The following is a 24,773-nucleotide window of genomic DNA, read 5'->3' as shown; positions in this document are numbered from 1 at the left end:
TCCAGCGCCGGGCGCAGAGGCCTCAGCCGAGGGTCGGTTCGTTGCTGATTCCATGGGGGACATGGCCGGTTGCCACAACGCTGCGCGCACGCTCGCAATGGCCTGCCTGGTCATCGAAAAACACATCGGCGGCAAAGGCTTCAAGGAACGCTGACTTGTCCAGACCGCCGAGAAACAACGATTCATCCAAACGGATATCCCACTCACGCAAGGTGCGAATTACCCGCTCATGAGCCGGCGCCGAACGGGCTGTCACCAGGGCTGTGCGGATCGGGCAGGCACCCTCGGGAAATTCCTTCTGCAACAGATTGAGCGCCGCCAGAAACGGCTTGAACGGCCCGCCCCGCAGCGGCTCGCGGGCCGATTGACGCTCGCTCGCCTGGAACGCCTCAAGGCCGCCCAACTGATAGACCCGCTCGGACTCATCGGAGAACAGCACCGCATCGCCGTCGAAAGCAATGCGCAGCTCATCATTGGCTGCGCGCTGAGCCCCGCCGGAAAGGATGGTCGCGGCGGCAAAACCGGCTTCCAGGGCGCTGCGCACATCATCGGCATCGGTGGACAGGAACAGATGGCAACCAAAGGCCGCCAGGTACGGGTAAGGGCTGCGTCCACCGACGAACGCTGCGCGGTAGATTCCCAGGCCATGATGCTCGATGGAGCTGAACACCCGCAGGCCTGTGTCGGCGCTGTTGCGCGATACCAGCACCACCTCGACCCGTGGTTGGCCGAGGTGGGCGTTGAGGCCAAGCAGCTTTTGCACCAGCGGGAAGGCATCACCCGGCGCCAGCACCTCGTCTTCGTGGTCAATCTGGTACTGACGGTAGGCTTCAACCCCTTGGGCCAGGTAGATACGATGACTGTCGCTGAGGTCGAACAAGGCCCGCGAGGAGATGGCGACGACGAGTTTGTCACCCAGGTTTTTGCTCATTCGTGGCTCCTTTGCGGGACCTCTGGCAGCGGCGGTGCGACGTCCCGACTTGCCCCGCGATTATCCTGGTCGATGAACGCCAGCGCCTGATACAACGCCTCGATGCGCGGCAAGCTGCACCCCGCCTCGCGCGCCCGGGCCAAGGGTTCTGCATAGATCACGTCCAGCTCAAGCGGACGCTGCCCAGTGAAGTCGTGATACATGCTTGGCCAGTAGTCGGGCATTTTTTCGGTCGCCGCGAATAAATGCTCAGCATAGCCTTCAGGCACTTCATGACCGCGCGAACGCGCGCCTTCGACTACCTCGGCCATCAGTGCCTGGATCAATGCCCGACTGTGCGGGTTGCTCATCAAGGCTGTGGTGTTGGCCCTGAGCAACACCGACAGGCCGTTGTAAGGCACGTTCCATACCAGCTTCTGCCAACGCGCCTGGGCAAGGTTGCCCATGGCCTGCGAATCGATACCGGCCGCGCGGAACAGGTCTGCCCCGGCCTCGGCAATATTCTGGCGCATCACCGCATCCACGGCAGGACCGCTGTGATAACCCAGATTCACCGCCCCCAGGGCCTGGTGACGGACAACCCCTGGCGCTTCGCGATTGACGCAGATATAGCACAGGCCTCCGAGCAGATGCAGGCTGGCGGGCAACAGCGGACGTAACTGCTCTTCAACGCCCAAGCCATTTTGCAGCAGCACCACTTTGCAATCGGCCGCAGCAGCCTTGGCAATCACCGGCGCAAGCTCGGCATTGCTGGTGGTTTTGGCACCCACCAGCAGCCAGTCGCAGGGCGGCATATCGGCAACGTCGGCGTAGGCCTGAACCGGCATCTGCAGGGTGCCATGCACGGCGCTTTCAACCCTTAACCCGTGGGTGTTGACTGTGTCAAATTCGCTGCGCAGCAGGAAATGAACGTCCAACCCGGACCTGGCCAGCATCAACCCATAAAAGCCGCCAATGGCGCCGGTTCCGATGATGCCGACTCGTGGACTGCTAGTGCTCATCCTGCTTCCCTCGATTGCTAAATTTTTGTTCAGTTTTTTGACACTTGAATCAACCGCTTTTCGAACGATCACTATACTTAGGCGAGCAAGGTCAAAAAATCGACACGGAGTCGAGCATGCGTGGATACCTGCCACACCCGGACGATGTTCCGGTCGAACTGGTCTTACGCCAGTCGCCCAGCCTGTTTCGCCAGCGCCTGCACACTATCAGCCTGGGCGGTATCGCCTGCAACCATCCCCGCGCCTATCGCCGGGGCATGGCCATCGAAATGTTCATTCCATCACTTGGTGAGTCGGCACGTTACCCCGGCTATGTGGCTTGGTGTCAGAAGCACCAGGATGGCTACCGGGTCGGTATCGCCTTCATCGATGAACAGGCATTGTTCGGCGCGAGAATGAGCGAGCAGGTCTGCCAGATCCAGCACCTTTACCAGCAGCAGGCCCTGGACGAAACCACCTCGCCCGACCTCGACACCCTCGCCTGCCAATGGGTCAGCCTGCACGCCAGCGAGTTCTCCGAGGCCAGCCTTGAAGCCACGCATACCCGACAGATTCTCATTTAACGACAAAAACCCTGCCCCAGCGGGCTTACACACGCAGGAAAGCGGGCTCTGCCCATTGTCGAGCCACGGTGTAACGCGCTAAGGTTCGGCTCCCCGCTGCGTACAATCTTGCTGCTCCGCCGCACGGGGATCGCTGGCGGCCGGCACCCGTGACCTGACGAGTAACACGATGGCTGATTTACCGATCGATGACCTAAACGTTGCCTCCAACGAGACCTTGATCACCCCCGATCAGCTCAAGAAGGAAATTCCCCTGAGCGCCACTGCGCTCAAGACCGTGACTGCGGGCCGCGAAGTGGTGCGCAATATTCTCGACGGCAAGGACCACCGCCTGTTCGTGGTGATCGGCCCCTGCTCGATCCACGACATCAAGGCCGCCCACGAGTATGCCGAGCGCCTCAAGGCCCTGGCCGCCGAAGTGTCCGATACCTTGTACCTGGTCATGCGCGTGTACTTCGAGAAGCCACGCACCACCGTCGGCTGGAAAGGCCTGATCAACGACCCGTACCTGGACGACTCCTTCAAGATCCAGGATGGCTTGCACATCGGCCGCCAACTGCTGCTGGACCTGGCTGAAATGGGCCTGCCTACCGCCACCGAAGCCCTCGACCCGATCTCCCCGCAGTACCTGCAGGACCTGATCAGCTGGTCGGCTATCGGCGCGCGCACCACCGAATCCCAGACCCACCGCGAAATGGCCTCCGGCCTGTCTTCGGCCGTGGGCTTCAAGAACGGTACCGACGGCGGCCTGACCGTGGCGATCAACGCCCTGCAGTCGGTCTCCAGCCCTCACCGCTTCCTGGGTATCAACCAGGAAGGTGGCGTGTCGATCGTCACCACCAAGGGCAATGCCTACGGCCACGTGGTACTGCGCGGCGGCAACGGCAAGCCGAACTATGACTCGGTCAGCGTCGCCCTGTGCGAGCAGGCACTGGCCAAGGCCAAGATCAAGCCGAACATCATGGTCGATTGCAGCCACGCCAACTCCAACAAGGACCCGGCCCTGCAGCCACTGGTGATGGAGAACGTTGCCAACCAGATTCTCGAAGGCAACCAGTCGATCATCGGCCTGATGGTCGAAAGCCACCTGAACTGGGGCTGCCAGGCAATTCCGAAGAACCTTGACGACTTGCAGTACGGTGTTTCGATCACCGACGCCTGCATCGACTGGGAAGCCACCGAGAAAACCTTGCGCAGCATGCACGCCAAGCTCAAGGACGTGCTGCCCAAGCGCAACCGCGGCTGATCGCCACACACAAGAACGCCGGGCAATGCCCGGCGTTCTTGTGTGTGCGCTTGAATGACAGCCCAGGGCTGCCCTTCGCGATTCTCAAGCCTTGGTGGAGTGCCGCTGCTGGCGCTCCATGTAACGTTCCACGTACGAGCATGACGGAATCACGGTGTAGCCCATGTCTTCTGCATACTGCAACGCCTTCTCGGTCAGCGCCGCGGCAATACCCCGGCCCCGCAACGCATTGGGAACAAAGGTGCGGTAGATATCCAGGGTCTGCTTACCCAGGTCCATGTAGGTCAGGTAAGCACGATGACCGTCCACACTGGTCTCGAACTGATGACCAGCCTGGTCATGGTGGATGGACAACGCCTCGCTCATCACTACTCCTCGCGGGTCTTATGATCTGACCCTTACCTTACCGATGTTTGTCCGGCGAAGGAACCTCTACGCCACCCCGTGCCCGGTTGGACAGCAAGAACAGCATGGTCGTTCTCTGGCAAATGAGCACGTACAAATAGTAGGCGCCCAGGGCCCGGATACTCAAGGCGACTGGTCGCAAAAATCACGCACTTGCAGCAGGTGAACCAGGTGGCGCACAGCCGCCTGAACAGTTGCCGGATGTTGTAGTGCTAAGACGTTTGATGACACTTTAAGTCACCTTTAGTTCAACAAAAAGCAAGTTTGCTACACTCTCTTACGCCCGTACAGGCAGCGTCCAGGCGGTTTTCCAGAAAACCCGGTGTCGGCACAAGCGCAAGCGCATTTTTTTTCCAGTTCTTGCGCTCTGTCAGTTTACTTACTACAAGTAATGGGTACTATGTACGCCGGTCAGTTTCTCATTGTTGAGAGATGGCTATTTAATAGAAAGTCCTTGAAGGGGAACACGATGAACAACGTTCTGAAATTCTCTGCTCTGGCTCTGGCCGCAGTTCTGGCTACCGGTTGCAGCAGCGTATCCAAAGAAACCGAAGCTCGTCTGACTGCTACTGAAGACGCAGCAGCTCGTGCACAAGCTCGTGCCGATGAAGCCTATCGCAAAGCTGACGACGCTCTGGCTGCAGCTCAAAAAGCTCAACAGACCGCTGACGAAGCCAACGAGCGCGCTCTGCGCATGCTGGACAAAGCCAGCCGTAAGTAATAATCCCTCGGGATTGTTATTTGGAGCCGACCCACTTGTGGGTCGGCTTTTTTATTGCCCGAAAGAAAGTAACCCTGCACAAACGACGAGGCCTGCACAATGGCAGGCCTCGGGTACGCCAACGCAAGGGTTACTGCATGTCTAGCGGTACGCTCGACACCATTGGCTGCTGGGCAGTGATCGGCACGGCGATTTCCACCGGCATGCCATCTTCGGCGGCGACCACATCACGCACCATGTCCCAGTTCATGCGCAGGTTGTTGGCAAGATCTTCACGCTTGAGCAAGGCGTTGATTACCGCGGTGTGCTTGTCGACCACCGAGGGATCACCTTTGTCATCCAGCGGCGTGTGCGCCTCCAGATAGACCTTGCCAGCACTCACTCCGAACTTGTACGGCTCATTGATGATGCGCACCGCAACTCCGACCGGGGCCATCTTGGCCAGTTCCAGCACGTTGTTGTTGAACATGCGGAAGCAACCGTGGCTGGTACGCATGCCGATGCCGAACTTCTTGTTCGAGCCGTGAATCAGGTAACCCGGTACACCCAGGGTGAACTTGAACGGGCCCAACGGATTGTCCGGGCCAGCAGGCACCACGGTCGGCAGGATGTCACCGTCTGCGGCGTGCTCCTTGCGGATCGAGGCCGGCGGCGTCCAGGTCGGGTTCGGCGTCTTGGCGGTTACCTTGGTGTTGGCGATGGGCGAGCCCCAGCCTTCACGACCGATACCGAGCGGATAGGTATGTACCACGTTCTGCCCTTTCGGGTAGTAGTACATGCGGTACTCGGCGAGGTTGATGACGATACCTTCGCGCGGGCCCGGCGGCAGGATGAAGCGGGTCGGCAGGATGATTTCGGTGCCGGCACCTGGCAACCAGGGGTCGACGCCCGGGTTGGCGGCGATCATTTCCAGATAACCGAGGTCATTGGCAGTACCGATGTCGGCGAAGGTATCTTCGTACTTGGCCTTGATCACCTGGACCTGGCCAATGACGTCTTCACCTGGCGGTGGCAGGGGAAACTCCAGCGCAGCAGCAGGACCTGCCGCCAGCAGGGCGGCCAGGGACAGGCAACGGGTGACGGCGGGAAAGCGCGGCAACATCCGGGAAATCCTTCGCTAATTCAGTGAGGTCAAGACGACGATTGTACACCGCCCCCGGCACAATCGGGAGGGATCGAGGTATTTCAGGAGATGAAAGGCGCTCTCAACCGACTTCCAATTGTGGCCAGACCGGCCGCGTGCCGCGGCGCTGTGCATCGAGAATCGCCCGGCACAGGGTACACAGGCGACGGTCGCGATAGATACCGCGCTCGACAGTCGACCAGCGCGGTTGCGCCGGCAACAGCGTGCCGCACAAGGTACGGTCGGCCGAGCCGCCGAGTTCGAGCTGGCGGGCCACAAGATGGACGCGGATCTCCTGGCAGGCGAACAGGTCAAGCTGTTCGTCAGGCTCGATCAATTGATAGGCATACAGGGACCAGGCGGGACGCGGCATCGGGGGCTCCAAATCGGGGGCGCAACATTAGCCGAAAGCCGGTCACTATAAAAGCGTCAAAGCAGCGGTTTCAGTTGCGGCCAGGCATTTTCCAGCAACCTTTCCTGCGCCCCCTGCCCCGGATGGATGCCGTCGGCCTGCATCAGCTCGGGCACACCGCCCACCCCCTCAAGGAAAAATGGCACCAGCGGCACCTGTTTCTCGCTCGCCAGGTTTTCATAGACCCTGGCGAAAGCCGTGGTGTAGCGCACGCCATAGTTGGGCGGCAGGCGCATGCCCAGCAGCAGGACTTTGGCCCCCGCCTCTCGGGATCGGTCAATCATCGAGGCAAGATTTTGTTGCAATTGCGTAGGAAGCTGCCCACGCAGGCCATCATTGCCACCCAACTCCAGCACCACCAGCTCCGGTTTGTGCTCTGCAAGCAGCGCCGGCAGCCGCGCCTGACCGCCTGCACTGGTGTCACCGCTGATCGAGGCATTGACCACTTTACTGTCGAAACCCTCGGCCTTCAGCCGCTGCTCCAGCAAGGCAACCCAGCCCTGGCGGGTATCCAGGCCGAAAGCGGCACTGATACTATCGCCGACAATCAAGACGGTACCCGCTGCTGCGCCCTGGGCCATGCACATCAAGGCCAGGCCAGCACTCATAAACCACACTCGCATCGGATTCTCCATGGGCCCCAGCATTCTCACTGCGCGGAACCTTAGCAAAGTGGTTCCCAGCGCGGAAGGCGACCTGACCATCCTGCACGAACTCTCACTGGAATTGAAACAAGGCGACAGCCTGGCGATTGTCGGTGCCTCGGGCTCGGGCAAATCGACCCTGCTTGGACTGCTGGCCGGCCTGGACCTGCCCAGCGCAGGCTCAGTGACCCTCGCCGGCCATGACCTCGGCCCGCTGGATGAAGACCAGCGCGCCCGAGTTCGCGCCGAACACGTCGGCTTCGTGTTCCAGTCGTTCCAGTTGCTAGACAGCCTCAATGCCCTGGAAAACGTCATGCTGCCCCTGGAGCTGGATGGTCGCCGCGATGCCCGCGAACATGCCCGCAGCCTGCTGGAGCGGGTCGGCCTGGGCCAGCGCCTGAGTCACTCACCGCGCCAGTTGTCCGGCGGCGAGCAGCAACGGGTAGCGATCGCCCGAGCCTTTGCCGCCGAACCCGCGGTGCTGTTTGCCGACGAACCCACCGGCAACCTCGACAGCCACACCGGCGAGCGCATCAGCGACTTGTTGTTTGAACTGAACAAAGAACGCGGTACCACCCTGGTACTGGTCACCCATGACGAACGCCTGGCACAACGTTGCCGTCGTCTGATCCGCCTGGACGCCGGCCACCTGGTCGCGCCGCTGGAGCCCTGATGGCCCGCCTGCCGTTTTTCCGCCTGCTGGCACTGGCCGTGCGCCAGTTGCTGCGTGATGCCCGTGCCGGTGAACTGCGCGTGCTGTTCTTTGCCTTGCTGGTCGCTGTGGCGGCCAGCACGGCAATCGGTTACTTCGGCGCCCGCCTCAACGGCGCCATGCTGCTGCGCGCCACCGAATTTCTCGGCGCCGACCTGGTACTGCGCGGCAGCTCGCCCGCCCAGCCCGAGCAGATCAGCGCCGGCAAGACAGCAGGCCTGCAACACGCCCAGGTGGTCGAGTTCTCCAGCGTGATTGCCACCGACAACGGCATTCAGCTCTCTAGCATCAAGGCCGCCGACAACGCTTATCCGCTGCGGGGCGAACTGCGCAGCGCCCCCGAGCCGTATGCCAGCGAAACCCGTGGTGGCGGCCCGGCACCGGGCGAGGCCTGGGTCGAGTCGCGGCTTCTGGCGGCCCTGAACCTCAAAGTCGGCGATAGCATCGACGTCGGCATGAAAACCCTGCGCATGAGCCGGGTGCTGACCTACGAACCGGACCGTGCCGGCAACTTCTACAGCCTGACGCCCCGCGTATTGATCAACCTGGCCGACCTCGACGCCACCGGCGTGGTACAACCCGGCAGCCGGGTCAGCTACCGTGACTTGTGGCGCGGCGAGCCCGAGGCCCTGGCCACCTACCGGGACAGCGTCACCCAGGGGCTGGCGCCTAACCAGCGCCTGCAGGATTCGCGCGACGGCAACCAGCAGATCGGTGGCGCCCTGGGCAAGGCCGAGCGCTACCTGAACATGGCCAGCCTGGTTGCTGTGTTGCTGGCCGGTGTGGCAGTAGCCCTGTCGGCCAGCCGCTTTGCCACCCGCCGTTTCGATGCCAGCGCCCTGCTGCGCTGTCTGGGCCTGTCACGGCGCCAGGCGCTGAGCCTGTTCTGCCTGCAACTGGCAATCCTCGGCAGCCTCGCTGCCCTGGGCGGCGCCCTGATTGGCTGGCTGGCCCAACTGGGCTTGTTCCAGTTGTTGCAAGGCCTGATGCCGGCGCAGGTCCCCCCCGGGGGGCTGGCCCCAGCCCTGGCCGGTATCGCCACTGGCCTGGTGGCCCTCGCCGGTTTCGCCCTGCCACCATTGGCAGCACTGGGCCGCGTACCACCGCTGCGGGTACTGCGCCGCGACCTGCTGCCCGTACCACCAAGCAGCTGGCTGGTGTACGGCGCCGCCCTGCTGGCCCTGGGCCTGATCATGTGGCGCCTGAGCCTGGACCTGTTGCTCACCTTCGCCCTGCTCGGTGGCGGTCTGGTGGCCGCAGTGCTGCTTGGCGGCCTGCTGTTGCTGGGCTTGCGCAGCCTGCGCCGAATGCTGGCCGGCTCGCCCCTGGCCTGGCGCCTGGGCCTGGGCCAACTGCTGCGCCATCCGCTGGCCGCAGCCGGACAATCCCTGGCCTTCGGCCTGATCCTGCTGGCCATGGCCCTGATTGCCCTGCTACGAGCCGAGCTACTGGATACCTGGCAGAACCAGCTACCCAAGGACGCACCAAACTACTTTGCCCTTAACATCCTGCCCGATGACAAAAACAGCTTCCCCCAGCGTCTGAATGAGTTCTCCGCAGAAGCCGCCCCCCTGTACCCGGTGATCCCAGGCCGCCTGACCGACATCAACGGCCAGGCCGTGCAACAGATCGTCAGCAAGGAATCCACTGGCGATCGCGCCGTACAGCGCGACCTGAGCCTGACCTGGGCCGCCGACCTGCCAACGGGCAACGCCTTGAGCGAAGGCCAGTGGTGGCAAGCCAGCCCGGCCAATGGCGACGCCCTGCCCGGTGTCTCGGTCGAGGCCCAACTGGCGCAAAGCCTGAAACTCAAGCTGGGCGACCAGCTGACCTTCAACATCGGCGGCCAGCAACGCCAGGCGGTGGTCACCAGCCTGCGCACCGTCAATTGGGACAGCTTCCAGCCCAACTTCTACATGATCTTCCAGCCTGGCACCCTGCAGGACTTGCCAACCACATACCTGACCAGCTTCTACCTCGCCCCCGGTCACGATCAACAAGTGGTCGCCTTGTCGCGTGCCTTCCCGGCGGTGACGATCCTGCAGGTCGACGCCCTGCTCGAGCAGCTACGCAGCATCCTTGCCCAGGTGACTTTGGCTGTGGAGTACGTACTGTTGTTCGTGTTGGCGGCGGGATTGGCCGTGTTGTTCGCAGGGTTGCAGGCCACCCTGGACGAACGCATCCGCCAGGGCGCCCTGCTCCGTGCGCTGGGTGCCAGCCGGGCACTGTTGATCAAGGCACGGCGCATCGAGTTCGGCCTGCTGGGCGCCGCCAGCGGCCTGCTCGCCGCCATTGGCTGCGAGCTGATCACCCTGCTACTGTACCGGTATGCCTTCGACCTGACCTGGAGCCCGCACCCCTGGCTGTTGTTGCTACCGGTGATCGGCGCCCTGCTGGTCGGCGGCGCCGGAGTCTACGGCACCCGCCGAGCCCTCAATGCCAGCCCGCTCAAAGTGCTGCGCGAGGGCTGATCGCCCACCTGCCTCAAGTGGGCCCGGCCGGGCTCACTTGGCATCCCGAGCACTCCTCCCCGTACCACGCATCGACATCCGCAGCCATTGGCTCACGCCTTGCTAGGCTCACCCTGCAGCACCAATCCCTGGCGCCGTGATGGAGGTTCGCATGAGCATTACGAAATCTTTATTGGCATTGTCCGTCGGAGCAATCCTGTCGACATCAACAGTGATGATCCCTGACACCCTGTCCGGATTTTCGAGTGCCTATGCCAAGGACGGTGGCGGTGGCGGTGGACATGGCGGCGGCAGCGGTGGCGGACACGGTAGTGGCAACGGTGGCGGCCATAGCGGCGGAAGCGGACACAGCGGCAGTGATCATGGTGACGGCCATGCCGGGCACAGCAGCACTGGCGAATCCTCCTCGGGTCGTTCTGGCACCCACGCCGAGCCGGGCGATGATCATGGCGTCCACGCGGGGGGCGAGCCAGGTGACGACAAGGGCGGGTTACGCTGACTCCCCCTCCCCGCTTTCGGGGCAATGACACCAGATCCGGTGTGCGCCTGACGTTGACACAAGAGCGCCAGGCGCTTTGTTGCGCCCCGTCGATGAGATATCGTTGAGCCGCCCACCCAATCGGCACACACCCTTAAGGATGACGCTTGGCTACGAACATCATCACGCGAGAAGGCCACGAAGCACTCAAGAGCGAACTGGATCACCTGTGGCGCACCTACCGCCCCGAAATCACGGCAAAAGTGGCCTGGGCAGCATCGCTTGGCGACCGCAGTGAGAATGCCGACTATCAATACAACAAAAAGCTGCTTCGCGAGATCGACCGTCGCGTTCGCTACCTGCGCAAGCGCCTGGAAGACGTCAAGGTCGTCGACTACTCCCCTGAGCAGGAAGGCAAAGTGTTTTTCGGCGCCTGGGTGGAGATCGAGAATGACGATGCTGAACGCAAGACCTTCCGAATCGTCGGCTACGACGAAATCTACGGGCGCAACGACTACATCTCGATCGACGCCCCAATGGCCCGTGCGCTGCTGAAAAAAGAGGAAGGCGACGAAGTGGTGGTACAGACGCCGAGTGGAGAAGCGACCTGGTACATCAACCGCATCACCTACGGCTCGCCCCCGACTCCTGAAGACGCATAACGGTTGTCGAGTGTTTGCTGCCGGTGCGTGACTTGCACCGGTGCTAGTCCCGTCCCACGAAAGTGCCCCGGCACCTGGAACAGCAGACAAACACAACAACAGGGTCTGAAACCCATGCATGCCCAACGAAAAGCGCTGCACAACGAGTTGCACGCCCGCCCGTCGCTGTACTTCGACGAGCCGGCCCATGTTTTCCACCTGGCTTTTCTCGGCACTGCCGCACAATGCGACGCCCTGCTGCAACGCTGCTGCCCCGACACCTTCGAGCCCGATGCGGCCCAAGGCATCACCCAACTGGACGGTCATCCGTTCAAATGGGAGCGCCACGCCGAATTCTTCACCTTGACGCTGGTGATGCCCGCTGCCAGCAGCGAACTCAACTGGACCACCCTCCCCCAAGCCCTGGCGCAGGCCATCGAACCCTGCCAGCAGCAGATCATCAACTCGGTGCAAGTGATCGTGCGCGATGAGACCGGTCTCGACCTTGCCTGCTACGGATTCAAAGACCCTTGCGGCTCCTGCGTTGGCGGCGGCGATGCGGTGGTGTGGAGCGATTTTCGCCTGACCGAAGACGGCACCAGCCGTTTTCTGTTCATCAACCGCCGCCTCAATGCCTATCGGCAAGGACGAATGATTCGCCGCCTGCTGGAAATCGAGACCTACCGGATGATGGCTTCGCTGGCACTGGACAACGCCAAGGCCCTGAGCAGTCAGCTCGATACCTATGACCGCACCCTGGTCAGCCTGTCGGAGCGCAACGTCGCCAGCGATGGCGGCAATGCCAAAGCGCTGCTCGAAGACATCGCCCAACTGTCGCGCCAGGTGGTGGGCAGCACGGTAAAGAACCGCCATCGTTTCAGCGCCACCCAAGCCTATGCGCAACTGGTGTTCGAGCGTTTGGGTGAACTGCGCGAAAGCCACGTCGCCGATTGCCAGCGCCTGGGGGTGTTCATCGAGCGGCGCTTCAAACCCACGGTGCGTTACTGCACCGCCACCGAACAACGCCTGGAACACCTGGCCGAAAGCGTGGCGAACCTCGGCGAGCTGCTGCAAGCACGCGTACAGGTTGAAATGGAAGAACAGAACGCCGAGATACTGCGCAGCCTGAACGCCCGCGCCGACACTCAGATCAAGATACAGCGGGCGGTAGAAGGCCTGTCGATCATTGCCATCACCTACTACCTGCTCAGCCTGCTGAAGCTGGTCTACAGCGGCCTGTACACCCTGGGCGTACCGCTCAGCGCGCGCGAGGCGCTATTGGGCATGGCGCCGTTGGCGATCCTGATCCTGCTGGTGATATTGCTGCGCATCCGCAAAGCCAAGGAGCATTGAGCGTCAGGCCTACGCGCGAGTGATCAGCCCCTGCCGAGCAACCCGGGTCAGGTGGCCGATCACCTCGGCGGCATCTTCGGCAGTGGGCGACTGGATGACGGCCAGGTCGAAACGGTCGCTGGCAAACTGGCTGAGCGATGCACGGGTATCGGCGAACTGAATCAGAAAAGCGGTAGCGCGGCCTTTACGACGAGGCCAGCCATCGAGATAACGCAGAAGCGTGGGCTGGTGAGAACCGCCCAGGAGAATACGCGGCACGCGCGCGGCCTGACTGGCAGGCAGAGGGCTCAAGCAGACACTGGTACGTGGACAACTCATGGAATGATACTCCGCCTCGCAGATCCCGCTGGGCTGCGGTGGGAGGCGTCACCGAACCAGCGTTTTAGCGGTATTTGGAAAAACCGAGAGGTTCCTCCTGCGCCCCGCAAGTAGCTGTTTAAATCGGCGCAAGTCAGCATGCTAGAGAAGCTGCTGCCTGGATGTCAACTCAGCTTCGCTTCAAGTGGCAAGCTTGAAGCCTCAAGCCGCAAGCAAGAACGAAGCGAATTGTGCTTTCGGTCTTGTTTTTGCTTTCTCCTACCGTTCGAGCGCCTTACGCTCACGGTCAAATGCCAGGAAGTACTTGTTCACACTGTTGACGTAACTGACCGGCCCCATCCCCACCTGCTCCATGGCAATCCGCTCAGTCTGAAAAAACCACTGGTTACCATTGAGCCCCCGCCGCCGCGCCTCGGCCCGCATCGCCTGCACCCGCTCCGGTCCAAGGTTATACGCCGCCAGCGTAAACGCCATACGCTCACGCTCATTCAACTGATTGCTGGAAAAGAACTTGCGCCGGATCAGCGCCATGTACCGCGCACTGGCCCGCACATTGCCATCGACGCTGCTGATGTTGCTCACCCCGACCCGCTGCGCCGCACTGGGCGTAATCTGCATCAACCCGTGCGCTCCACCGGCACCGCGGGCAGCGGGATTGAGCGAAGACTCCTTGAACGCCACCGCCGCCAGATTCAACCAATCGATATTCTGCTCGCTGGCATGGCGCTGCAGCACCGGCCTGAGTGCTTCCAACCGCTTGCGGTCACTGCGGGCCAACGGGTTATGTACCCGGTACAAACGCCGATAAATCCGCTCGAACGCTGCATCCTGATTCTGCGGTGGCTTATATCCCTGCAAAAAACGATCGACACTGGCGTGCAGCATCACGGCATCGCGCCGCACATACCAGCGCATGGCCTCGGGAGCCGCCACTTGCACCCTGCGATCCACACGCAGCTTGGGCATCACCCGTGCCCAGCGCTCGGCAATCGGCTGCTCGACCACTGTCAGGTGGAAGATGCCGGCCTGGACCATTTCCAGCACATCCTCCACCGCCAGAGTCGGGTCCACCCACTCGACCTTGATCGGCGCCAGTTTGCGCAAGGCCAGCTTCTGGTTGATCTCATGCAGGGTATCGCCGGCCGCACTGGCGCTGGTCAGCGCCAGCGTGCGACCGGAAAGCTGCTCGACTCGCTGGAAACTGCGCTCGCCCTTGCGCCCCACCAGTACCATGGGCACCTTGTCCACCACCGGATCGCTGGCCACCAGGCCGCGCGTGGAGGTCGGATCGAGCAGCTCACCAGGGGCTACCAGGTCAGCTTCGCCGCGTTGCAACGCCGCCAGCAATTGCTCCTTGGCCCGGGGAATGATTTTCAGGCGGATTTCCTGGCCGTCCTGGGCGCGGGCATTGAGGTAGTGCTCGAAGGCCCGCAAGCGGTGGTACTCGACACCCACCGGCTCGCCCTTGACCTCACCGGAGCTGTTGCGGCTCTGATTGACCAACACCTTGAGCACCCGGGTGCTGCGGATCTGCGCCAGGTCGCGAACCTGGGCCTTGGGTACCGACTGCTGCGGGCCGGGCAGGCGCGCGCTGGCCGGCCCTGCCTGAAGCAGACCGAGGCCCAGCACGATCAACAAAAACAGCGCACGCGTCATCCGTTTGAAGGCTCGCGGGGGTGGGGTTGGCGCCATAGCTTGCAGTCGTTCCATGACAATTGACCGCAAAAGACCACGACAACGCGTTGAAGTTCTTCGATTTAACGAAATTCCTCGAGCTTTGCTATGCTGGCCGGCTTCCGGCCTGAGGTAGCACCATGCAACTCATCGACATCGGCGTCAATCTGACCAATCCAAGTTTTGCCGACAAACATGCGGCCATTCTTGAACGCGCCGAGGCGGCGGGTGTGGTGCAAATGATGGTCACTGGCACCAGCCTTGAAGGCAGCGAACAAGCCCTGGAACTGTGCCAGGCACTGGATGAGAGCGGCCAGCGCTTGTTCAGCACCGCCGGCGTCCACCCCCACGATGCCAGCAGCTGGAACAGCGACAGCAACCGCCACCTGCGCGCCTTGCTCGAGCAACCCCGGGTACAGGCCGTAGGTGAATGCGGGCTGGACTTCAACCGCGACTTTTCGCCGCGCCCGCAACAGGAAAAGGCCCTGGAAGAACAACTGGCCCTGGCGGTGGCGCTGCAAATGCCGGTGTTCCTGCACGAGCGCGACGCCAGCGAACGCCTGCTGGCGATCCTCAAGGACTACCGCGACCGCCTGCCCGCCGCCGTGGTGCATTGTTTTACCGGCGAGCGCGCTGCCCTGTTCGGCTACCTGGACCTGGACCTGCACATCGGCATCACTGGCTGGATCTGCGACGAACGTCGCGGCACCCACCTGCACCCACTGGTCAGCAGCATCCCTGAAGGCCGCCTGATGCTGGAGAGCGATGCACCTTATCTGCTGCCACGCAGCCTGCGGCCCAAACCGAAAAGCGGCCGCAACGAACCGGCCTTCCTGACCGAAGTGCTGCGCGAAGTGGCCTTGCACCGCGGCGAAAGCCCCGAACAGCTGGCAGCCCACACCACCGCCTGCGCCCGCGCCTTCTTTAACCTACCCGCGATTATTTGACGCATATCAAAGCGCTCCTCTGATAGGCTCGGCACAATGATGGCACCTTGCCAACATTGTTTCCGCTCAATCAGAGAAGACCTTACATGGGTGCCTGGCTTAGCAATATCTCCCTGAAGTACAAGTTCTGGGCCGTCAACGCGGTGGCCTTCGTCACAACGCTGTTCCTGGTGCTGTATGCCGTTCACCTGGAGCAACAGGCCCGGGCACAGAATGCCCAGGACCAGGCTCAGGCCCAGGCGCAATTGCTCGCCGCCTGGCCTGCCGGGCAGGCCCTGCCGCACAACCGCCTGTGGCTGCAATACGCCCCCGGCACAGCGCCAGACTTTGACGGTGAACAGCTCCAGCCCCTGGCCAACGCCCAGGGCTGGGTGCAACTGCATGGCCTGGCACTGACCGGTAGCGATCCGCTCAGCGGCGCTCAGGTGATCAGCCGCGACGGTCAGCAGATCGCCGTACTCGCCCCCTCCCCCAGCCTGCTCCAGGTGTTCACCGATCGTTTCACCAACTATGCCGTCTGCGTGCTGATCCTGATGCTGGCGATGCTCTGCGCCTCGCAGTTGCTGATTCGCTTCCTCCTCAGCCAGCTCAACACCCTCAAGGATGTGATGCTGCACGTGGAGAAAACCGGCGACCTTTCGGCGCGGGTGCCGTTGTCGTGTGGTGATGAAGTGGGGCAGATGGCCAGTGCCTTCAACGCCATGCAGACCACCTACCACCGGGTGGTCAACACTGTGGCACGCACTGCCGCGCAGCTGGATTCCGGCGCCGCGCGCCTGGCCGCCAGCATGAATGACGTGCGCCACGGCATGCTCGGCCAGCAGAGCGAGACCGACCAGGCCGCCACCGCCATCAACGAGATGTCGGCCACCGTCTACCACATCGCCCAGCACGCCGGTGCCACCCGCGACCTGTCGCAGACCGCCGACACACTGGCGGGCAGCGGCCAGGCAGTGGTCAGCCGGGTGCAGACCTCGATTGCCGGTCTTTCCAGCGGTGTGCAGCAAACTGCCGAGATGATTCGCCAACTGGCCGAAGACAGCCAGAAGATCAACGGCGTGGTCGGAGTGATTCACAGCATCGCCGAACAGACCAACCTGCTGGCACTCAACGCGGCCATCGAAGCGGCCCGCGCCGGTGACCTGGGACGTGGCTTTGCCGTGGTTGCCGATGAGGTGCGCAACCTCGCCAAGCGCGTGCAAGCCTCCACCGACGAGATCACCACCATGGTCTCGGCGCTGCAGGCCGGCACCCGCGACGCCGTGGACTTCATGCAGGAGAGCTCGTTCAAGGCCGACGACTGCGTCCAGCAGGCCCAGGAAGCCGGTGTCGCCCTGGCCGAGATCACCAGCGCCGTGGCGCAGATGCGTGAAAGCAACACCCAGATTGCCGTGGCCGCTGAACAACAGAGCCAGGTGGCCGAGGAAATGAACCGGGCGGTGGTCAGCATTCGCGATGTCACCGAAGAGACCGTTCAGCAGACCGTCGACTCAGCTACCACCAGCAGCGAACTGGCCACCCTGGCCGGTGAATTGAACAAGGCCATCGGCCAACTCAAGCTATAAGGCCGATAGGCGCCACTCATTGGCCCCCTGACGGGGGCCGCACTATTCTTCAGACAGAACCCTGAGGAATTGCCCATGAGCAAACGCTTGCCCAACTTGCCCGCCTGGCAATGGCGTGGCTACCACCACAATCACCGCAACCCGACCAACCTGGTGTTGCACCTGATTGCCGTGCCGCTGTTCATCCTCGGTGTACTGCTGGTGTTGTCGGGGCTGTTCTCGCTGGACCTGGGACAACTGGCCGTCGGCATCATCGCCCTGATCGCCGGCCTTGGCCTCCAGCGCCAGGGTCATCGCCTGGAAGCCGAGCAACCCGAGCCCTTCAGCGACCGCAAAGACGCCATCGGCCGCCTGTTGGTGGAGCAGTTCATCACTTTTCCGCGCTTTGTCCTGAGTGGCGCCTGGTGGCGGGCCTGGCGTGACCGCCATCGCCACTAGGCGAAGACAGTCACCGTCTGGCGGCTGATCGCCAGCAATTCGCCCGAAGCCGTCCATAGGGCGGCTGCCGCGTGCCCGTAACCGTCACGAGCATGTTCGGTCTGTGCGCAGTACTTGAACCAGTCGTGGGTAGTGAGGCTTGGCACCGGCTGAATGAACTCGATGGTCCAGGTCAGGGTGCTGCCGGCCGCCGGCCTGTTCAAGTGCGAAAGCAACGTGGGCGGCCAGGCGTCCACCAGCGCCAGCAAGTGCGCTTCGCTAAAGGTTTCATCACCGCCCTCGTCACGCAACCTGACCCAGCCGCCCATGTTGCGCGAGGGGGTGTTGCTGAACGGGATACCGCCAATGGCCCAGCGCAGCGCCACGTGGCGCATGAACTCGGGGGTAACGCCTTTGATATAGGGCAGCTCGGTGGTGGATTCGTCCAGGCCTTTCATTTCGATGGCAGGCAACGCAGGCACATCGACCACCGAGTCGCGCCCGGCGCCAAAACTGCCTTGCATCAAGGTCACCACCTGGCCGTTCTGTACCGCTCGACCCAGCAGTGAACTGACCGCCTTGCCTTCGCGCAGCAGTTCCACCTCGAAGCTGATCGGCACTTCCGGCTCGGCCGGGCCAATAAAGGTGATGGACAGCGAACGCACCGGGCGACCCGGCGAGGTCTTGGCGCGCATGGTTTCGTACAGCAGGGCGGCCATCAGGCCACCAAAACAGGCACGACCTTGCGCCCAGCTGGCAGGAATGGTCACCGCCTGGGGATGCAGGCGGACCGCTTTGAGCAATTGCGAAAGATTCATGCCGGACTCATCCGTGGGAAAAATCCGATCTTAACCAGCGCAAGCGCCAGCGACAGCCCGCATTTCGGCCATATCAGCGGCTTATCGTTGCGCCAGAGCCTTCTGCAGGCGTTCCAGGGTGGTATCGGCACGTTGTTCGGCGCTGAGCACTTGTGCTTTCCACTGCTCAACACAAGGTGCCAGGTCGGGCTGCTGGTCGGCTTGCAGCAGCCACTGATGCAAGTCGTGCCAATCGCCCAGATCACCTTGCGCCCGTTTCAGCGCCCGTTGCAGGCGCTTGCCGGCGTGCTCCAGTTGCGGGTAGGCATCGGCGCCGTAGCGCACGCGCTTGATCAGCAGGCGCAGGCGATGACGGTCGTGGGCGGGATCGTCGAGGGCCTCGCGCAACTGCGTCCACTGTTTTTCCAGGCGCTTGTCGATGCGCGGGTGCAGTTTGCGGATCAAGCCTTCACGCTGGGCGGCGCGCAGGAAGATCGGAAAGGCATCGACAATCGCCAGCAACCGCGCAAGCTGCGCACTCTCGGCAACGCTGGCGAAGGTTTCCGTTCGGTGGGCCAGGCGCTGGCGTGCGGCCTCAAACTGCTCGCGTTCAAGCAATTGCGCTGCCAGCACTTCACGGTCGCGCAACGGCGTCGTCAATTCACCCAGCGCCTTGGCCGCGCCTTCAAGCTGCTCGACCCCAGGCAACTCGCGCAGTGGCCGCAACAGGCTGCGCAAGCGCCGGGTGGTGGTGCGCAGGTCATGCAACGCCTCGCTGTCGGTGTCCGCGGCAAGGCGGGCCTGGCAAGCGAGCAGGCGAACCTGCAGGGCCAGTACCTGGGCAATCACATGGTCGAGCATGGCCGACATGGTGTTCTCCTGTGTCAGCGACCGGCGCGGGATTCACGAATGTAGAAGCGGGCCTTCTCGGCCTTCTTGCTGCAGCCCTCAAACGCCTCGAACTGCTGCTGGGTCTTGGCCCCGGTCAACAGCGACAACGCCTTGGAGTAGCTGACGGTACCGGCAAAGCCTTCAGCCTTGGCCAGGTCGAGCTCTTTCCAGGCCGAATCCAGCTGATTGGCGCAACTGTCGCGGTAGGCGGTTTTACCTGCACAACCGGTCAACACCAGGGCAATCAGGGGCAGGCAGATCCAGGCTTTCATCGGTATTACCTCAAAAGAAATGTTCAAGTGGCGAGTTCGACGGCTACAAAGAAGAAAAGTGCCCGGCAAGCGTAGCGCAGCGCGTATGACGATTGAAGCACAGACACAAATGGGCGCATTGTTAGACCATCGATAAAGCACAGACGGGGGGCATCATGGGCAAACGCGTAGCATTGGTGCTGGGCTCGGGGGGCGCCCGCGGGTATGCGCATATCGGCGTGATCGAGGAACTTGAACGACGTGGCTATGACATTGCCTGCGTGGCCGGCTGTTCCATGGGCGCGGTAATTGGCGGCATCTACGCCGCCGGCAAGCTCGAGGAGTACCGCAACTGGATCGAAAGTCTGGATTACCTGGACGTATTGCGCCTGGTCGATGTCAGCTTCCGCCTGGGCGCCATTCGTGGTGAAAAGGTCTTCGGCCAGATTCGCAAGATCGTTGGCGAAATCAATATCGAGGAGCTGCGTATCCCCTACACCGCGGTAGCGGCCGACCTCACCAACCAGCAGGAAATCTGGTTCCAGGAGGGCTGCCTGCATCAGGCCATGCGCGCCTCGGCGGCGATTCCCAGCCTGTTCACTCCGGTGGTGCAAGACAACCGCATGCTGGTCGATGGCGGCATCCTCAATCCGTTGCCGATCATACCGGTGGTGTCCAGCCACTGTGACCTGATCATCGCCGTGAACCTCAACTCCACCAACCAGAAGCACTACCAACTGCCGGTGATCGAGCGCCCGGCGGCGTTCAAACTGCATTTTGACAACCTGATCAACTCCCTGGGCTCGCACCTGCCGTTCCGGCGCAAACAAGCCGAGCAACTGATGCGCATCGAACAAGGGCTCGCGACCGAAGCTGCACAGATTCCCAACCCCTGGCTCAGTGATGCGGCCGACCCCGAAGCCCAGCAGCCCGCTGCCGCACCCGAGAGCGACGGCGCACCGAAATCGGCGAGCGGCTCGTTCATCATCGACAACGTCGGGCCAGCCTCGTTGCTGGACTTGATCAACCAGAGTTTCGAAGTGATGCAAACCTCCCTGGCCCAGTACAAGATCGCCGGTTACCCGCCGGATGTACTGATCAACGTGCCCAAGCGGGTGTGCCGGTTCTTCGAATTCTACAAGGCGCCGGAGCTGATTGCCCTGGGCCGGGAGATTGCGCGCGATACCATGGATAACTACGAGGCTGAGCGGCGCTGACTGGCCAAGAGCATCGCGGGGCAAGCCCGCTCCTACAGCCGTGGGAGCAGGCGTGCCCCGCGAAAACCATTACCCCGCCTCCGGCCCCACCAACCGATACCCCACCCCCGGTTCGGTGATGATGAAGCGCGGCGCCGTAGGATCATCTCCCAGCTTCTGCCGCACATGCGCCACGACGATGCGCAGGTAGTGGCTGTCATCGACATGGGTCGGCCCCCAGATGTCCTTGAGCAGTTGCTGCTGGGTAATCACCCGGCCAGGATGCGTGGCCAGTTGCGCCAGCAAGGCGTACTCCTTGCGCGTCAGGGCAATTTCAACGCCATCGAGGGTGACTTTGCGAAAGGCCAGGTCCACCGTCAACGGACCAAAGCTCGGCGCCACGTGGGGGGCTGCGCCCTGCGGCACCTGACGCAACAACGCCCGCACCCGCGCCAAAAACTCCTGAATACCGAATGGCTTGGTGACATAGTCGTTGGCACCGTTGTCCAGTGCCTCGACCTTCTGGATTTCACTGGCCCGCACCGACAACACCAACACCGGTACCGCGCTCCACTCGCGCAGTTCGCGCAGCACCTGCTGGCCGTCCATGTCCGGCAGGCCAAGGTCGAGCACCACAAGGTCCGGCCGGCTCAGCGCCGCCTGGGCCAGGCCTTCGGCACCGGTCGCCGCCTCCAGCACCTTGTAGCCCTGGGAACTCAGGCTGATGCGCAGGAACTTGCGGATCTGAGGTTCATCGTCGATGACCAGCAGGGTGGCGATCTGGCTCATGGGGCTTCGCTTTCAGGCTCGGGCTGGGTGGGAAGCGGCAAGCATAATGTGATGCAGGTGCCACGGCCATCGATACCCTCCTCCACACGAATATGCCCGCCGTGGGCACCGATCATGCCCTGGCAGATCGCCAGGCCCAGCCCGGTGCCCTGCCCACCTCGGTCGCCACGCGCGGCGGTGTAGAACATGTCGAAAATCTTCTCCCGGTCTACCAGTGGAATGCCCGGCCCTTCATCGCTGACAGCAAAATGCAGTTGTTCATCAACCGCCGCAACCTGCAACACCAGGCGGCCATTGGCAGGCGAAAAGCGCGCGGCGTTCTCGAGGACATTGACCAACGCCTGCTCGATCAGCGCAGCGTGTACAAACAACAACGGCAAGCCCTCCGGCACCTCGGTGGTCAACTGCAACGGCGCCAGCACCACACGCAGACGATTGAGCGCGCTGCCGACGATATCGGTCGGTGCCACCCAGTCACGGGCCAGTTTCAGCCCGCCGTGCCCCAGGCGTGTCATGTCCAGCAGGTTCTGGATGTAACGATCCAGGCGTTCGGCTTCATCGCGCGTGCCTTCGAGCAGTTCTTTCCGATCGGCCTGGGGGATCGCATCGCCAAGGGCCAGCAGGCTGTCGATACTGCCGCGCATGGCCGTCAGAGGCGTGCGCAAGTCATGGGACACCGACGCCAGCAAAGCGCTGCGCAACTGCTCGGTTTCGCCATGCAAGCGTGCCGCCTCCAGTTGCTCTGCCAGGCGCGCCCGGGCCAGCGCCTGGGCCAGTGGCTGGCTCAAGGCCTTGAGCAAACGCCGCCGTTGAGGCGTCAGGTTCTGGCCCTGCCGCGGGCGCACGCCCAGCAGCGCCAGCGGCGATTCGTCTACCGACAGTGGCCACCACCACCATCGACCATTGGGCAACGTATCGCTACCCAGCCCCGCTGCCTGATCGTGCTGCCAGGCCCAATCCGCCGCGGCACGCTCGTTGTCGCTGAACTGCGGACTGTCGCCGCTGGCCACCTGCAAGCGTCCGTCGGCACCGCGCTCAAGCAGGCAGACCTTGAATTCGTGCCAACCATCGAGGTGCTGTCCGGCGGCATTGAACACCGCCTGGCGGTCGGTGGCGGCAGTGAGCTTTCGCGACAGTTCCAGCAGTTGGTTGGTCTGTTCCTGGGTTTCGCGCAGCGCCTGCAACTGCCGACGCTGACGGGCAGCGAGGTTCCCGGTGAGTGCGGCCATGAGCAGGAAGAACAGCGAGGTCAGCACGTCTTCTTCACGCTGGATGCTGAACGAGAAATTCGGCGGAATGAACAAGAAGTCATAGGCCAGGAACGACATCACCGCACAGGCCAATGCCGGCCCCAGGCTGCTGCGCACCGCTACCAGCAGCACCGCGGCAAGAAACACCAGGGAGATGTTCGGCAGCGCCAGCACGCTGGCCACCCCCCAGGCCAGGCCAGTTGCCAGCAGCGTGGCCACCAGGGCCAACAGGTAATGGCGCCACACCCAGGCCTTTTTCGCTACCGCACTGGGCGGCCCGGGTTTGTCGTCGCGGTCCAGTACGTTGATTTCCAGGCCATGGGCTTCACGCAGCAACCGCGTGGCCACGCCCGCGCCGAACAAGCGTCGGCGCAGGCGATCACGCGACTGCCCCACCAGCACCAGGTTGGCACGCCGTTCCAGGGCATGCTGGATCAGGGTCTTGGCCACTTCACCGGCACGCAGCAGCACTACTTCGCCGCCCAGGCGCTCGGCCAATTGCTGGGCCGCTTGCAGACGCTGGCGAGCGGTTTCATCACGCAGCTTGCCGTTATCGACATGCACCAGGCTCCAGGGCAAATGCCGCCGCTGCGCCACGCGGCAGGCATGGCGCACCAGGCGTTCGGCCTGGGCGTCGCCATCCACGCCAACCAGCAAGCGCCCGCGCAAGGCCGGGGCATCCTGGCCCAACTGGCGATAGCCGTGGGCAAGATCGGCATCGACCTGGGCAGCGGCGGTCTGCATGGCCAGTTCGCGCAAGGCGGTCAGGTTGGTCTGGCTGAAAAACGCATCGATGGCGGCGCGCGCCTGTTCGGGCACATAGACCTTGCCCTCGCGCAGGCGCTCAAGCAGTTCCCGCGGCGGCAGGTCGATCAGCACCAGCTCGAAGGCTTCCTGCAGCACCCAGTCAGGCAGGGTTTCGCGCACCTGCACACCGGTTATGCCGCGCACCTGGTCATTGAGGCTTTCCAGGTGCTGGACGTTGACCGTGGTGAACACGTCGATGCCTGCAGCCAAAAGCTCCTGCACGTCCTGCCAGCGTTTGGCGTGACGGCTTCCGGGGGCATTGCTGTGGGCCAGTTCATCGACCAGCGCCAGGTGCGGCGCGGCCTTGAGCAAGCCGTCGAGGTCCATTTCTTCCAGCTGCACGCCACGGTACTCCGAGCGCACCAGCGGTTGCTGCGCAAGCCCCGCCAGCAAGGCTTCGGTTTCGGCCCGGCCATGGGTTTCGACCACCCCCGCCAGCACCTGCACGCCCTGGCGCACCTGGGCATGGGCGGCCTGCAGCATGGCGTAGGTCTTGCCGACGCCAGGCGCCGCCCCGAGGAACACTTTGAGTCGGCCGCGCCCTTCGCGCGGCAATCCCGCCAACAACGCATCGGCGCGTTCGGAGTTGCTATCGCTCACTGCTCTTCCTTATTTCGAAACCGGGGCGAGCCGTTCGAGGGCTGCGTTCAAGGTCAGCACATTGACCACCGGCGGACCGATCAATGGCTGCAGGGTGGACTGCTCTACCAGGGCTTGCAAGGACTGTGTGGCAACCTGCCGCGCCGCCGCCACGCGCGGCAGCTGATAGGCCACGGCAGCGGGTGACAAATGCGGGTCCAGGCCGCTGCCGGAGGTGGTCAACAGGTCCAGCGGCACTGCCCCCTGCTGCTCGACATACTGCTGCGCAGCGCTGTCGGCGATACGCTGGGCCAGCGCCGGGTTGCTCGGCGCCAGGTTGCTGGCACCACTGGCCACGGTGGCGTAATCCGCCGCCGAAGGCCGCGGGTGGAACCAGGCATCGCCAGTGAACGCCTGGGCGATCAAGCGCGAGCCGCGTACCTGGCCCTGGTCATCGCGCAGCAGGCTGCCGTTGGCTTGCTCGGGGAAAGCCACCTGGGCCACCCCGGTAACCACTAGCGGGTACACCGCGCCGGTGATCAGGGTCATCAGCAGGATCAGGCTCAAGGCCGGACGAACGTAAGTTGTCAT

The 24,773-nt window shown here is 62.9% G+C and carries 26 protein-coding genes; 12 read left to right on the top strand and 14 right to left on the bottom strand.

Annotated features, from left to right (window positions below; all coding sequences use genetic code 11):
- Positions 1-22 precede the first annotated feature (22 nt).
- A complete protein-coding gene (locus H621_RS0100185) occupies positions 23-931 on the bottom strand; it encodes a 5'-nucleotidase (RefSeq protein ID WP_028941435.1) in 909 nt (302 codons plus the stop codon).
- On the bottom strand, positions 928-1,932 hold the full coding sequence (locus H621_RS26710; RefSeq protein WP_051270342.1) for a putative 2-dehydropantoate 2-reductase: 1,005 nt from the start codon (positions 1,930-1,932) through the stop codon (positions 928-930). The genes H621_RS0100185 and H621_RS26710 overlap by 4 nt, the downstream gene beginning before the upstream one ends.
- Positions 1,933-2,048: 116 nt before the next feature.
- Here H621_RS26710 and H621_RS0100175 point away from each other — a divergent pair, with 116 nt between their 5' ends.
- Both H621_RS0100175 and H621_RS0100170 read left to right on the top strand, forming a co-directional pair.
- Positions 2,049-2,495, top strand: coding sequence for a PilZ domain-containing protein (locus tag H621_RS0100175; RefSeq protein ID WP_028941434.1), 447 nt, complete (start codon positions 2,049-2,051; stop codon positions 2,493-2,495).
- Between the two features lie 169 nt (positions 2,496-2,664).
- The gene (locus H621_RS0100170) at positions 2,665-3,741 is read left to right on the top strand and encodes a 3-deoxy-7-phosphoheptulonate synthase (protein ID WP_028941433.1); all 1,077 of its coding nucleotides are present in this window, start codon (positions 2,665-2,667) and stop codon (positions 3,739-3,741) included.
- Between the two features lie 84 nt (positions 3,742-3,825).
- Here H621_RS0100170 and H621_RS0100165 read toward each other — a convergent pair whose 3' ends face one another.
- Positions 3,826-4,107 carry a GNAT family N-acetyltransferase gene (locus tag H621_RS0100165; RefSeq protein WP_028941432.1) on the bottom strand — a complete coding sequence of 94 codons (282 nt, stop codon included), beginning with the start codon at positions 4,105-4,107 and terminating at the stop codon, positions 3,826-3,828.
- A 508-nt stretch (positions 4,108-4,615) separates the two neighbouring features.
- On the opposite strand from H621_RS0100165, the gene oprI reads away from it, so the two are divergent.
- Complete coding sequence (oprI, locus tag H621_RS0100160) at positions 4,616-4,867, top strand: outer membrane lipoprotei OprI (RefSeq protein ID WP_003259780.1); 252 nt, start codon at positions 4,616-4,618, stop codon at positions 4,865-4,867.
- Between the two features lie 130 nt (positions 4,868-4,997).
- On the opposite strand, the gene H621_RS0100155 is transcribed toward oprI, so the two are convergent.
- The 3 genes from H621_RS0100155 to H621_RS0100145 all read right to left on the bottom strand — a co-directional run bounded on the left by H621_RS0100155 (position 4,998) and on the right by H621_RS0100145 (position 7,025).
- Positions 4,998-5,969 (bottom strand): L,D-transpeptidase family protein, encoded by a 972-nt coding sequence (locus H621_RS0100155; protein ID WP_028941431.1) that lies wholly within the window; start codon positions 5,967-5,969, stop codon positions 4,998-5,000.
- Between the two features lie 103 nt (positions 5,970-6,072).
- Positions 6,073-6,363, bottom strand: a complete 291-nt coding sequence (locus H621_RS0100150) for a hypothetical protein (protein ID WP_028941430.1) — start codon at positions 6,361-6,363, stop codon at positions 6,073-6,075.
- A 56-nt stretch (positions 6,364-6,419) separates the two neighbouring features.
- Positions 6,420-7,025 (bottom strand): arylesterase, encoded by a 606-nt coding sequence (locus tag H621_RS0100145; protein WP_028941429.1) that lies wholly within the window; start codon positions 7,023-7,025, stop codon positions 6,420-6,422.
- Positions 7,026-7,035: 10 nt separating this feature from the next.
- On the opposite strand from H621_RS0100145, the gene H621_RS0100140 reads away from it, so the two are divergent.
- From H621_RS0100140 to H621_RS0100120, 5 genes are all read left to right on the top strand, one after another.
- On the top strand, positions 7,036-7,719 hold the full coding sequence (locus H621_RS0100140; RefSeq protein ID WP_028941428.1) for an ABC transporter ATP-binding protein: 684 nt from the start codon (positions 7,036-7,038) through the stop codon (positions 7,717-7,719).
- The gene (locus tag H621_RS0100135; protein WP_028941427.1) at positions 7,719-10,229 is read left to right on the top strand and encodes an ABC transporter permease; all 2,511 of its coding nucleotides are present in this window, start codon (positions 7,719-7,721) and stop codon (positions 10,227-10,229) included. Before H621_RS0100140 ends, H621_RS0100135 begins: the two co-directional genes overlap by 1 nt.
- Positions 10,230-10,380: 151 nt before the next feature.
- The gene (locus H621_RS0100130; RefSeq protein ID WP_084167891.1) at positions 10,381-10,728 is read left to right on the top strand and encodes a hypothetical protein; all 348 of its coding nucleotides are present in this window, start codon (positions 10,381-10,383) and stop codon (positions 10,726-10,728) included.
- 146 nt (positions 10,729-10,874) lie between these two features.
- On the top strand, positions 10,875-11,369 hold the full coding sequence (gene greB, locus H621_RS0100125; protein ID WP_028941425.1) for a transcription elongation factor GreB: 495 nt from the start codon (positions 10,875-10,877) through the stop codon (positions 11,367-11,369).
- Positions 11,370-11,483: 114 nt separating this feature from the next.
- Entirely contained in the window at positions 11,484-12,701 is a 1,218-nt protein-coding gene (locus H621_RS0100120) for a DUF3422 domain-containing protein (RefSeq protein ID WP_028941424.1), read from the top strand.
- 9 nt (positions 12,702-12,710) lie between these two features.
- Here the strand turns inward: H621_RS0100120 and H621_RS0100115 are convergent, their stop codons facing one another.
- Together H621_RS0100115 and H621_RS0100110 are read right to left on the bottom strand one after the other, a co-directional pair.
- A complete protein-coding gene (locus H621_RS0100115; RefSeq protein ID WP_028941423.1) occupies positions 12,711-13,019 on the bottom strand; it encodes a hypothetical protein in 309 nt (102 codons plus the stop codon).
- Positions 13,020-13,277: 258 nt separating this feature from the next.
- Positions 13,278-14,675 (bottom strand): MltF family protein, encoded by a 1,398-nt coding sequence (locus H621_RS0100110; protein ID WP_028941422.1) that lies wholly within the window; start codon positions 14,673-14,675, stop codon positions 13,278-13,280.
- A 158-nt stretch (positions 14,676-14,833) separates the two neighbouring features.
- On the opposite strand from H621_RS0100110, the gene H621_RS0100105 reads away from it, so the two are divergent.
- The 3 genes from H621_RS0100105 (at position 14,834) to H621_RS0100095 (ending at position 17,643) form a co-directional block, all read left to right on the top strand.
- On the top strand, positions 14,834-15,640 hold the full coding sequence (locus tag H621_RS0100105; protein ID WP_028941421.1) for a TatD family hydrolase: 807 nt from the start codon (positions 14,834-14,836) through the stop codon (positions 15,638-15,640).
- A gap of 86 nt (positions 15,641-15,726) precedes the next feature.
- The gene (locus H621_RS0100100) at positions 15,727-17,205 is read left to right on the top strand and encodes a methyl-accepting chemotaxis protein (RefSeq protein ID WP_028941420.1); all 1,479 of its coding nucleotides are present in this window, start codon (positions 15,727-15,729) and stop codon (positions 17,203-17,205) included.
- 75 nt (positions 17,206-17,280) lie between these two features.
- On the top strand, positions 17,281-17,643 hold the full coding sequence (locus H621_RS0100095; RefSeq protein WP_028941419.1) for an Mpo1-like protein: 363 nt from the start codon (positions 17,281-17,283) through the stop codon (positions 17,641-17,643).
- Here the strand turns inward: H621_RS0100095 and H621_RS0100090 are convergent.
- The 3 genes from H621_RS0100090 to H621_RS0100080 form a co-directional block, all read right to left on the bottom strand.
- Complete coding sequence (locus H621_RS0100090) at positions 17,640-18,440, bottom strand: acyl-CoA thioesterase (protein WP_028941418.1); 801 nt, start codon at positions 18,438-18,440, stop codon at positions 17,640-17,642. The genes H621_RS0100095 and H621_RS0100090 overlap by 4 nt on opposite strands.
- Positions 18,441-18,521: 81 nt before the next feature.
- Positions 18,522-19,289 (bottom strand): CHAD domain-containing protein, encoded by a 768-nt coding sequence (locus tag H621_RS0100085; protein ID WP_028941417.1) that lies wholly within the window; start codon positions 19,287-19,289, stop codon positions 18,522-18,524.
- A gap of 14 nt (positions 19,290-19,303) precedes the next feature.
- Entirely contained in the window at positions 19,304-19,582 is a 279-nt protein-coding gene (locus tag H621_RS0100080; protein WP_028941416.1) for a hypothetical protein, read from the bottom strand.
- Positions 19,583-19,737: 155 nt separating this feature from the next.
- Between H621_RS0100080 and H621_RS0100075 the strand changes: the two genes are divergently transcribed.
- Positions 19,738-20,778 carry a patatin-like phospholipase family protein gene (locus H621_RS0100075; protein ID WP_028941415.1) on the top strand — a complete coding sequence of 347 codons (1,041 nt, stop codon included), beginning with the start codon at positions 19,738-19,740 and terminating at the stop codon, positions 20,776-20,778.
- Between the two features lie 69 nt (positions 20,779-20,847).
- Here H621_RS0100075 and H621_RS0100070 read toward each other — a convergent pair whose 3' ends face one another.
- The 3 genes from H621_RS0100070 to kdpC are packed head-to-tail and all read right to left on the bottom strand — an operon-like array spanning position 20,848 to position 24,773.
- Positions 20,848-21,546, bottom strand: coding sequence for a response regulator (locus H621_RS0100070; RefSeq protein ID WP_028941414.1), 699 nt, complete (start codon positions 21,544-21,546; stop codon positions 20,848-20,850).
- On the bottom strand, positions 21,543-24,203 hold the full coding sequence (locus H621_RS0100065) for a sensor histidine kinase (RefSeq protein ID WP_036989275.1): 2,661 nt from the start codon (positions 24,201-24,203) through the stop codon (positions 21,543-21,545). Before H621_RS0100065 ends, H621_RS0100070 begins: the two co-directional genes overlap by 4 nt.
- A 9-nt stretch (positions 24,204-24,212) precedes the next feature.
- Complete coding sequence (kdpC, locus tag H621_RS0100060) at positions 24,213-24,773, bottom strand: potassium-transporting ATPase subunit KdpC (RefSeq protein ID WP_028941412.1); 561 nt, start codon at positions 24,771-24,773, stop codon at positions 24,213-24,215.

The sequence above is a fragment of the Pseudomonas vranovensis DSM 16006 genome (genome assembly GCF_000425805.1).
GTDB lineage: Bacteria > Pseudomonadota > Gammaproteobacteria > Pseudomonadales > Pseudomonadaceae > Aquipseudomonas > Aquipseudomonas vranovensis.
The sequence above is the reverse complement of the archived record's forward strand: the minus strand, read 5'-3'. Positions and strand labels throughout refer to the sequence as shown.

Bases quoted from the DNA above. Each gene is read 5' to 3' on its own strand.
- H621_RS0100185 (WP_028941435.1), bottom strand. From the start codon at position 931: ATGAGCAAAAACCTGGGTGACAAACTCGTCGTCGCCATCTCCTCGCGG.
- H621_RS26710 (WP_051270342.1), bottom strand. From the start codon at position 1,932: ATGAGCACTAGCAGTCCACGAGTCGGCATCATCGGAACCGGCGCCATT.
- H621_RS0100175 (WP_028941434.1), top strand. From the start codon at position 2,049: ATGCGTGGATACCTGCCACACCCGGACGATGTTCCGGTCGAACTGGTC.
- H621_RS0100170 (WP_028941433.1), top strand. From the start codon at position 2,665: ATGGCTGATTTACCGATCGATGACCTAAACGTTGCCTCCAACGAGACC.
- H621_RS0100165 (WP_028941432.1), bottom strand. From the start codon at position 4,107: ATGAGCGAGGCGTTGTCCATCCACCATGACCAGGCTGGTCATCAGTTC.
- oprI (WP_003259780.1), top strand. From the start codon at position 4,616: ATGAACAACGTTCTGAAATTCTCTGCTCTGGCTCTGGCCGCAGTTCTG.
- H621_RS0100155 (WP_028941431.1), bottom strand. From the start codon at position 5,969: ATGTTGCCGCGCTTTCCCGCCGTCACCCGTTGCCTGTCCCTGGCCGCC.
- H621_RS0100150 (WP_028941430.1), bottom strand. From the start codon at position 6,363: ATGCCGCGTCCCGCCTGGTCCCTGTATGCCTATCAATTGATCGAGCCT.
- H621_RS0100145 (WP_028941429.1), bottom strand. From the start codon at position 7,025: ATGCGAGTGTGGTTTATGAGTGCTGGCCTGGCCTTGATGTGCATGGCC.
- H621_RS0100140 (WP_028941428.1), top strand. From the start codon at position 7,036: ATGGGCCCCAGCATTCTCACTGCGCGGAACCTTAGCAAAGTGGTTCCC.
- H621_RS0100135 (WP_028941427.1), top strand. From the start codon at position 7,719: ATGGCCCGCCTGCCGTTTTTCCGCCTGCTGGCACTGGCCGTGCGCCAG.
- H621_RS0100130 (WP_084167891.1), top strand. From the start codon at position 10,381: ATGAGCATTACGAAATCTTTATTGGCATTGTCCGTCGGAGCAATCCTG.
- H621_RS0100120 (WP_028941424.1), top strand. From the start codon at position 11,484: ATGCATGCCCAACGAAAAGCGCTGCACAACGAGTTGCACGCCCGCCCG.
- H621_RS0100115 (WP_028941423.1), bottom strand. From the start codon at position 13,019: ATGAGTTGTCCACGTACCAGTGTCTGCTTGAGCCCTCTGCCTGCCAGT.
- H621_RS0100110 (WP_028941422.1), bottom strand. From the start codon at position 14,675: ATGACGCGTGCGCTGTTTTTGTTGATCGTGCTGGGCCTCGGTCTGCTT.
- H621_RS0100105 (WP_028941421.1), top strand. From the start codon at position 14,834: ATGCAACTCATCGACATCGGCGTCAATCTGACCAATCCAAGTTTTGCC.
- H621_RS0100100 (WP_028941420.1), top strand. From the start codon at position 15,727: ATGGGTGCCTGGCTTAGCAATATCTCCCTGAAGTACAAGTTCTGGGCC.
- H621_RS0100095 (WP_028941419.1), top strand. From the start codon at position 17,281: ATGAGCAAACGCTTGCCCAACTTGCCCGCCTGGCAATGGCGTGGCTAC.
- H621_RS0100090 (WP_028941418.1), bottom strand. From the start codon at position 18,440: ATGAATCTTTCGCAATTGCTCAAAGCGGTCCGCCTGCATCCCCAGGCG.
- H621_RS0100085 (WP_028941417.1), bottom strand. From the start codon at position 19,289: ATGTCGGCCATGCTCGACCATGTGATTGCCCAGGTACTGGCCCTGCAG.
- H621_RS0100080 (WP_028941416.1), bottom strand. From the start codon at position 19,582: ATGAAAGCCTGGATCTGCCTGCCCCTGATTGCCCTGGTGTTGACCGGT.
- H621_RS0100075 (WP_028941415.1), top strand. From the start codon at position 19,738: ATGGGCAAACGCGTAGCATTGGTGCTGGGCTCGGGGGGCGCCCGCGGG.
- H621_RS0100070 (WP_028941414.1), bottom strand. From the start codon at position 21,546: ATGAGCCAGATCGCCACCCTGCTGGTCATCGACGATGAACCTCAGATC.
- kdpC (WP_028941412.1), bottom strand. From the start codon at position 24,773: ATGACAACTTACGTTCGTCCGGCCTTGAGCCTGATCCTGCTGATGACC.